This is a genomic window from Lentibacillus populi (genome assembly GCA_014642895.1).
Classification (GTDB): Bacteria; Bacillota; Bacilli; order Bacillales; family Amphibacillaceae; genus Lentibacillus_C; species Lentibacillus_C populi.
This window is the reverse complement of the sequence record BMJD01000080.1, coordinates 1-7,432: the sequence shown is the minus strand read 5'-3', so window position 1 is coordinate 7,432 and position 7,432 is coordinate 1. Positions and strand designations below refer to the sequence as shown.

General features: G+C 42.7%; 6 protein-coding genes and 1 pseudogene. 4 read left to right on the top strand and 3 right to left on the bottom strand.

Annotated elements, in window-relative coordinates:
- Positions 1-534: 534 nt before the first annotated feature.
- Both IEX12_RS22435 and IEX12_RS22430 read left to right on the top strand, forming a co-directional pair.
- A complete protein-coding gene (locus IEX12_RS22435) occupies positions 535-1,275 on the top strand; it encodes a C39 family peptidase (RefSeq protein WP_230856062.1) in 741 nt (246 codons plus the stop codon).
- Positions 1,276-1,353: 78 nt separating this feature from the next.
- Positions 1,354-2,112 carry a (S)-benzoin forming benzil reductase gene (locus tag IEX12_RS22430; RefSeq protein ID WP_088049628.1) on the top strand — a complete coding sequence of 253 codons (759 nt, stop codon included), beginning with the start codon at positions 1,354-1,356 and terminating at the stop codon, positions 2,110-2,112.
- 247 nt (positions 2,113-2,359) lie between these two features.
- Here the strand turns inward: IEX12_RS22430 and IEX12_RS22425 are convergent, their stop codons facing one another.
- Entirely contained in the window at positions 2,360-2,467 is a 108-nt protein-coding gene (locus IEX12_RS22425) for a YjcZ family sporulation protein (protein WP_088049629.1), read from the bottom strand.
- 111 nt (positions 2,468-2,578) lie between these two features.
- Positions 2,579-2,677 (bottom strand): annotated as a pseudogene (locus IEX12_RS23640) (YjcZ family sporulation protein); the annotation flags it as partial.
- Positions 2,678-3,549: 872 nt separating this feature from the next.
- Here IEX12_RS23640 and map point away from each other — a divergent pair.
- Together map and IEX12_RS22410 are read left to right on the top strand one after the other, a co-directional pair.
- Positions 3,550-4,302 carry a type I methionyl aminopeptidase gene (gene map, locus IEX12_RS22415; RefSeq protein ID WP_088049631.1) on the top strand — a complete coding sequence of 251 codons (753 nt, stop codon included), beginning with the start codon at positions 3,550-3,552 and terminating at the stop codon, positions 4,300-4,302.
- Positions 4,303-4,426: 124 nt separating this feature from the next.
- Complete coding sequence (locus IEX12_RS22410; RefSeq protein ID WP_088049632.1) at positions 4,427-5,191, top strand: cobalamin-binding protein; 765 nt, start codon at positions 4,427-4,429, stop codon at positions 5,189-5,191.
- A gap of 252 nt (positions 5,192-5,443) precedes the next feature.
- Here the strand turns inward: IEX12_RS22410 and nhaC are convergent, their stop codons facing one another.
- Positions 5,444-6,808: a Na+/H+ antiporter NhaC gene (gene nhaC / locus IEX12_RS22405; RefSeq protein WP_102415541.1), complete on the bottom strand. Its 1,365-nt coding sequence runs from the start codon at positions 6,806-6,808 to the stop codon at positions 5,444-5,446.
- Positions 6,809-7,432: the final 624 nt, after the last annotated feature.

Sequence of the window (7,432 nt, the reverse complement as noted above, 5' to 3'; positions counted from 1 at the left end):
AGGTGAGACTGAATATTCTTTATAATTGATAAATGTAAATAAGTTACAAATCAAAATGGTTGACTAGATCTTTTATTTTTTATGCAACGCTAGTGGGTAGAAATAAATGAGTAATAGTGTGTGTTAAAAAAGTCACCGAATCTGAGTCTTGAAGATCGAGGCGACGCAGCTCCCGGAACCGGGCTTGCACAGGACGTAGGAGGTTTTAACATAAGATCCTCTATTGCCAACTTTAGTGCTCATCACTTATCATTTGGTGGATTTTTGAACATTCTGAATACAGATTCCCTTAATAGGAGGTTAAGGAAGCTGGCTGATGCGGGGAGTATGGAAAAGTAAGTTTAAAGTCTTTTTTCCATTGGAATAATAAGGGGTTTTTAACCGATTATCTATAAAGCCAGGAATTTGTCAAGTTAGGTTTTGAAAATTACGTATTTGAGGTTAAACAAAGGGAAACCCCTTGCATTTTGCGGATCAACCGGCTGACAAAATATTTTAATCTATTATTTAAAGTGGGAGTTGGAGAATTCCACTATGAAACTTATGTATAAGCCGTTAAGTTACTTTTTAATCATACTTGTTTTGCTAACAGCATGCCAAGCAAAGGCAGTTACAGAAAATGCTGCTGGTTCGACAGCAAAGAAATATAGTGAATTAACGGATAAAAAACCGATTACATTAGCAGCGCCAAAAAGGATCAAACCGCTGGATGTACCACTCATTAATCAGATGGATCCACCGCGTTTGTATAATGGGTGCGAGGTCAGCAGTTTGGCAATGGTATTAAATTATCATGGTATTAAGGTATCTAAAAATGAATTGGCTGAAAAAATCGACCGCGTCCCATTAGCATATGGAAACGGATTGAAAGGAAACCCCAATGATGGATTTGTCGGAAATATGGAGGATGGGCCTGGGTTGGCCGTTTATCATGGACCTGTAAAAAAACTTGCCGAACAATACGCTGGGGGAAAAACGGCAGATATCACAGGTGAACCAATTGATGTCCTATACAAGTATCTTACAGAAGGCATGCCAGTCTGGGTCATAACGACAGTGAATTCCGTTCCGGTAAATGACTGGGAAGCATGGGAAACACCTTCTGGAATAGTAGAAGTAACCTATAGTGTGCATAGTGTAGTCATGACAGGTTTTGATGAAGACTATGTCTATATAAATAACCCATACGGCCAGAAGAACCAAAAGGTAGATAAGCAAGGTTTTGAAAAGGCATGGAAACAAATGGGAAGTCAAGCAATTGTTATTGAAAGGTAATTCAAAATTGGCTGTTTTCTTTGCAATCGAAAAGGGTAAAAATAGCTAAGTACGCTACATGAAACGGGGGGATATAAAATGAAATATGCAGTGATAACCGGGGTCTCAAGAGGCTTGGGAGAGTCAGTTGCCAAATTATTTATGGAATCGGGGATTCACGTCATCGGTATTTCCCGCAACCATAACAAGTCGTTAATAGCCTGCGCCCAGCAAAATAATGTCGTATACCAGCATTATCGTTGTGATTTAGGAGAACTTGGAGAGGTAGAGGAGACAGTTGAACGGGTTAGCAGCCAAATTTTCGCAGAAGAACCAGAATCGATTTATATAGTAAACAATGCAGCTGTCCTTGAACCAATTGCACCGGCGACATCCATTAAAAACACTGATCTCAAGTACCATGTACAGATTAATACCATTGCACCAATGGTATTAATAAACTCATTATTGCAAACAGCAGTTGAACAGGATGTGCGGATGATTGGCGTCACCATAACATCGGGTGCGGCAGAAAGGCCTGTTTTTGGCTGGAGTGCCTACTGCAGCACAAAAGCAAGCATCAATATGTATACACAGGCAGTTGCACTTGAACAGGAGGAGTTAAAGACCGGAAACAAGGTTATTGCATTTAACCCAGGAATCATGGATACACAGATGCAGGAAAAAATCCGGGCAAGTTCAGCAGATGATTTCATTGAAGTAGATACATTTCGCGACTATAAGAAAAAGGATTTATTAAAGGATACCGAGGCGGTTGGTGGAGTATTGGTAGATATTTTAACGGACGAAGAAAGTATTGAAAACGGAAAAATATACAATGTGAAGGACTATTTTTAGTCGGTTAACAGTATGAAGTGGTTGCGAGTAGTGCAAGCAAAGGAACTTAAAATATATGAATGGGTTATCTCTTTATGAAAAAACGAACCTCCGCCACAAAACGGAGGTTTGCTTTTTTGATGGTAATGGAGAAATGGACTGCTGGTTAAGTCCAAGAAGATGAATGGAAAAGCTGTAAAATCTGAGAACTACTTAAAGGCTATATCCAATGAATTTTACGCTAGTACGTTCTTTATCGGCGTAACAATTAATAACCTCCGCCAACATATCCACCTGCTCCAACAATAATCAGCAGGATGAACAATACTACGATTAACGCAAAGCCCATACCATAGCCTCCGCCGCCATAGCTCATGAAAGATCACCTCCTTTATGAAAAATGATCTCAGGTGATTGGTTACCACCAACCACCACCAAATCCGACACCATAGCCACCGCCATAGCCGCCGTAGCCGCCTCCACCACCGTAGCCGCCAACAAAGCCACTGGCACCTACAATGATTAAGAGGATAAATAACACGACGATGAGTGCAAAGCCGCTTCCACCTCCAGCATACTCACTCACTAACTTCACCTCCCCTTTTTATCAATGTATGTATAAAGTGTTGACATGGAAGGGCTAATAAAGAAATGGGCTTCTCCTTTTTATGTTATAAGAGGATGTTCAAAAAGTCACCAAATGATAAGCGGCGAATCGTGTCGCCCGCTTGCTTTTCCGCTCCTCATGTACCCAAAGACATAGGGGATCTTCTGCTAAAACCGCCCACGTCCTGTGGGCAACGCAGAAGTCAGCACATCCTGTGCAAGCCCGGTGCTCAAAGCTACGCCGCCTCGACCTTCTTGCTTCTCATTCGGCGACTTTTTGAACACGCACTATAAGTTGATAATAAGTGAAAAATGGATATTTTGATCGGCTAATGGCCGGTTGATAGGGCATTGTTTAAAGTTACCGCAAAAGGAGGAGATAGATTATTTATCACGCATTAACGGGCTGTAATACCCCCTACCTCTAAGCCTGAGTAAACCAAAATGTGAAGGAGGGGATAAACAGCCCGTACTTCTCCAATTTTAGGAACGAAGACTAAAAATGCCACGTCCTTATGTCTTCGTCTTGTGACCGCATCGTGTAGGCCTCAGGCTAATTCAGTGGGGGAGGAAGGGCAGGCTAAAACCGTCACGTCCGCATGCCTTCGCCTTCACTAGCACGTCTTGTGCGTCGGACCCCTCCTCTGAATGAAGTTTCGCTTTATCGTCTGCTTGAGTTCGCCTCGATTCGATTCATCTATGCTTAATTTATTGAGAATTTATGTTACACTTTAGGGTGCATAAAAACATCAGGAATTCCAATGCCTGCATTTAGTAAATCATTATGCACATGATCAAAGACCATATCACAGAATGGTATAATACAGATAATTGTTTGAAAGGAAGAAAGTTATGATCACAAGAAAAAGTAAACGCGAAATTGAAATGATGCAAAAGTCCGGGGATTTACTCGTTCAATGCCACAAAGAAATTGCGAAAATGATCAAGCCTGGAATTACTACGATGGAAATTGATACATTTGTCGAGAAATTTTTAGCCCGCCATGGTGCAACACCGGAACAAAAAGGGTTCAATGGCTATCCGTATGCGATTTGCGCTTCCGTAAACGATGAAATTTGCCATGGATTTCCGCGTGACGATAAATTAGTCGATGGCGATATTGTAACCATCGATATTGTTGTAAATCTGAATGGCGGATTAGCGGATTCGGCATGGACATACCCGGTCGGCAACATTGATCAGGTTGGCAAGCGTCTATTGGATGTTACAAAGACAGCACTCTATATAGGGATTGAACAAGCACAAGCAGGTAACCGTATCGGTGATATTGGCCATGCGATTCAAACCTATGCAGAAGGGGAAGGATTTTCCGTTGTGCGGGACTTCACGGGACATGGCATTGGCCCAACAATTCATGAAGATCCGCATATCCCGCACTTTGGTTTGCCAAATAAAGGGCTCCGACTAAAAGAAGGCATGGTAGTTACGATTGAGCCAATGATCAATGAAGGTGCCTGGCAAAGTAAAATGGATAGCAATAACTGGACTGCACGAACGGTCGACGGCGGACGTTCCGCACAATACGAGCATACCATTGTCATTACAAAAGATGGCCCATTAATTACGACGGAACAGGATGCATAAGAAACGATCATCAACCTCTTGGCCGGCTGGAGTGACCAGAACAGCTTGGTGAAAACCGAAGCACTACCATAAACGGACGAACAGATCAGCTATGTTGTTGTCCAAATACGGAGGAGGTGGCGGAATGCGTGTCGTCTCAATCTGCCCCAGTAACACGGAAATTGTTGCTTATTTAGGAAAGACGGATCTATTAGTCGGTGTTGATAATTTTTCGGATTGGCCTGACGAAGTGTCCAACCTTCCGAAATTGGGGCCTGATCTATCCATCAACATGGACAAAGTCGCCGAACTCGATCCTGATCTTGTATTGGCATCCCTTAGTGTCCCGGGGATGGGAAAAAATATTGATGCACTTAAGAAACAAGGGCTCCCGTATATTACGCTAAATCCAAATTCACTCGAGGAAATAGCGGGCGATATCCAAACGGTAGGGGAAGCCTTGAATCTTCCAGAACTTGGTCTTGAAAAAGCGGAGACTTTCCGTCATGAAATAAATTATTTCCAGGAGAGGCCTCAATTTAACCATGATAGGCCTGAACTTTACTGGGAATGGTGGCCAAAGCCGATCTTCACTCCGGGGAAAGTTAATTGGCTAACTGAACTCAGCCAGCTTGCCGGTGCCCGCAATATTTTTGATACAGAAGATGTCGCGAGTTTTCAAACCGACTGGGATGATGTTAAAGAGCGGAACCCAGACCACATTTGTATGGTGTGGGTGGGGGTCAAGGAAGAAAAAATGCGCCCGGAACTAGTGATGAAGCGTCCTGGCTGGGATACGATGAAGGCTGTTCGGCAAGGGAAAATTCACGTAATGGAGGAGTCATTATATTGCCGGCCCTCTCCTAGGTTGCTGGAAGGGTTGCGGAAGCTTGATAAATTGATAAATTGATGAAAAGCTGACTGAGGCTGCTGAACCTCGTCAGCATTTTCTTGTTGTACGGGGAGACTAGCGCCACATTAGGGAGAACATCGCTGCATTCGCCCCGAGGGGTGAGAACATCAACCCTAGAGTAAGAGCATCAACTCGGGGGAAGGAGCATTCGCCCCGAGGGTGAGAACATTAACCCAAGGGCGAGAGCATTCAACCCTAGGGCAAGACCATCGACCCGAGGGCAAAAACATCAACCCGAGAACGGAAGCATCAACCCTTTATCCGTCTCCCGCCAAAAAGAACTGTAATAACTGGACTCAGTAGACAAAAGAAAGCAAACGGCAAATACGTTAGCACCGGTACACCAAGTACATCTGCAATAAACACGCCACAGACACTCCATGGTACAAGCGGATTAATGACTGTACCAGCATCTTCCAATGTCCGTGATAATACTTTATTGGGAAGGCCGGCTTTTTGATAAATCCCTTTATACGTTTCCCCGGTTAATAAAATGGACAGATACTGCTCGCCAATTAAAACATTGACCCCAATCGCCGTTGCAGCGGTCGAAATAATGACAGTACGAACTTTTTTCAGTTTTTCCTTAAATGCATTTAAAATCGACGGAATGATGCCCGTGACAAATAATAATCCACCAAACCCCAATGCTAAAATTACAAGTGAAACGGTAAACAGCATGCTATTGATGCCGCCTTTTGTCAACAATTCATTAACCGGCTGAAAATCTGTTTCCGCAGTAAAACCATTAAACCATATATTCCAGATTTCTGATCCTGAGATATGGTTCGTTAAGCTTGCTAACAATGTTGCAAGCGAACTGCTTAGCGCCAGGGCGATGAACGCAGGTGTTTTAAAGATCGTACAAATAATTAAAACAGCAAGCGGCAGCCATGATGTCCAATGAATTAAATTTGTTGAAGCTAAAGCATCCTGGTATGCCGCAACATTTTGTACCGGGACATCTCTGTTTGGTGATAGCACAGCAAATAAAATAAACGTAATGATAAATGCCGGGATCGTCGTTAGGCTCATGTGTTTAATGTGTTCAAATAAATCTACCTGGACAATGGTTGATGCTAAATTTGTTGTATCGGATAATGGTGACATTTTATCGCCGAAAAACGCACCCGAAACGATTGCACCGGCGGTAATCGCGAGGGAGGCATCGAGTGCACTTGCCATACCGATAAAAGCAACACCAATTGTTGCAGTCGTTGTAAGCGAACTACCAAGTGAGACGCCGACGATTGCTGTAATAGCAAAAACAATAGCATAAAACCAGGACCCGCCAACAAAACGAAAACCAGTATCGATTAGTGCGGGGATCGTACCACTTATCATCCAACTGCTAATTAATACACCAATTAATATAAATAAAAAGATTGCACCCATTCCAGATTTGGCGCCAAAAATCATTCCCTCCTCAAGATCTTTAAACGGAATACGTCTGATCAATCCGTATGCTACAAGAAAAAAGATACCCAATATGATTGGAACATGTGGTACTGTTTCAAGTTTGATGATGAAATAACTGATCAATCCGATGATAACAATAAAGAAAAAAATGGACTCCCCAATTGACGGGTTATGCTTGGGGCTGACTGGAAACATGGAAATACCTCCTTGTTAGTTAAATGTTTAGAACCTTTTGATGAATATAAGAAAAGCGGAAGCGCCCGTTTAGCAACGTACAAACTGGAGCACTCCGCAATGAGATAAAGGAAACACGGTGAGCTGGAAGCGAACCGATGTTGACTTATCGTAGTGAAGGAGTGTGAAGTTTGCTAGTTGCTGGGCGCTGGAGCTGGACATGGCCAACTCGGACGTAAGCAGAATAGAGCCTGAATTTTTATACTTTCTTTACTTATGAAAAAGCTTCATCCCAAAATAGGGACGAAGCTTGTCTCCGCGGTACCACCCTGATTGATGATCTGTTGCAAATCATCCTCTTGTCTAAAAAGATCCGTTAAGCCTGAATGTGTAATTCAAATCCCTCCTGCCAGAGCTTGCACCAGACGCTCTGTCTCTATTACTGCTTTAGAAAGATTTTACTTCGCATTCACGGATAAATATTCATCTGTAAAGTATTAATTTTGAATATACATCTAAAACATGCAGCCTGTCAATATATTTTTTTTGAGAGTATGTGTCAAGTTTTTCTCGACGTTGCTTTCATACCAATATTTCAGGCGCTCCCATTTTGTACACCTTGTTCGGCTACCGCGCTGTCGCTTG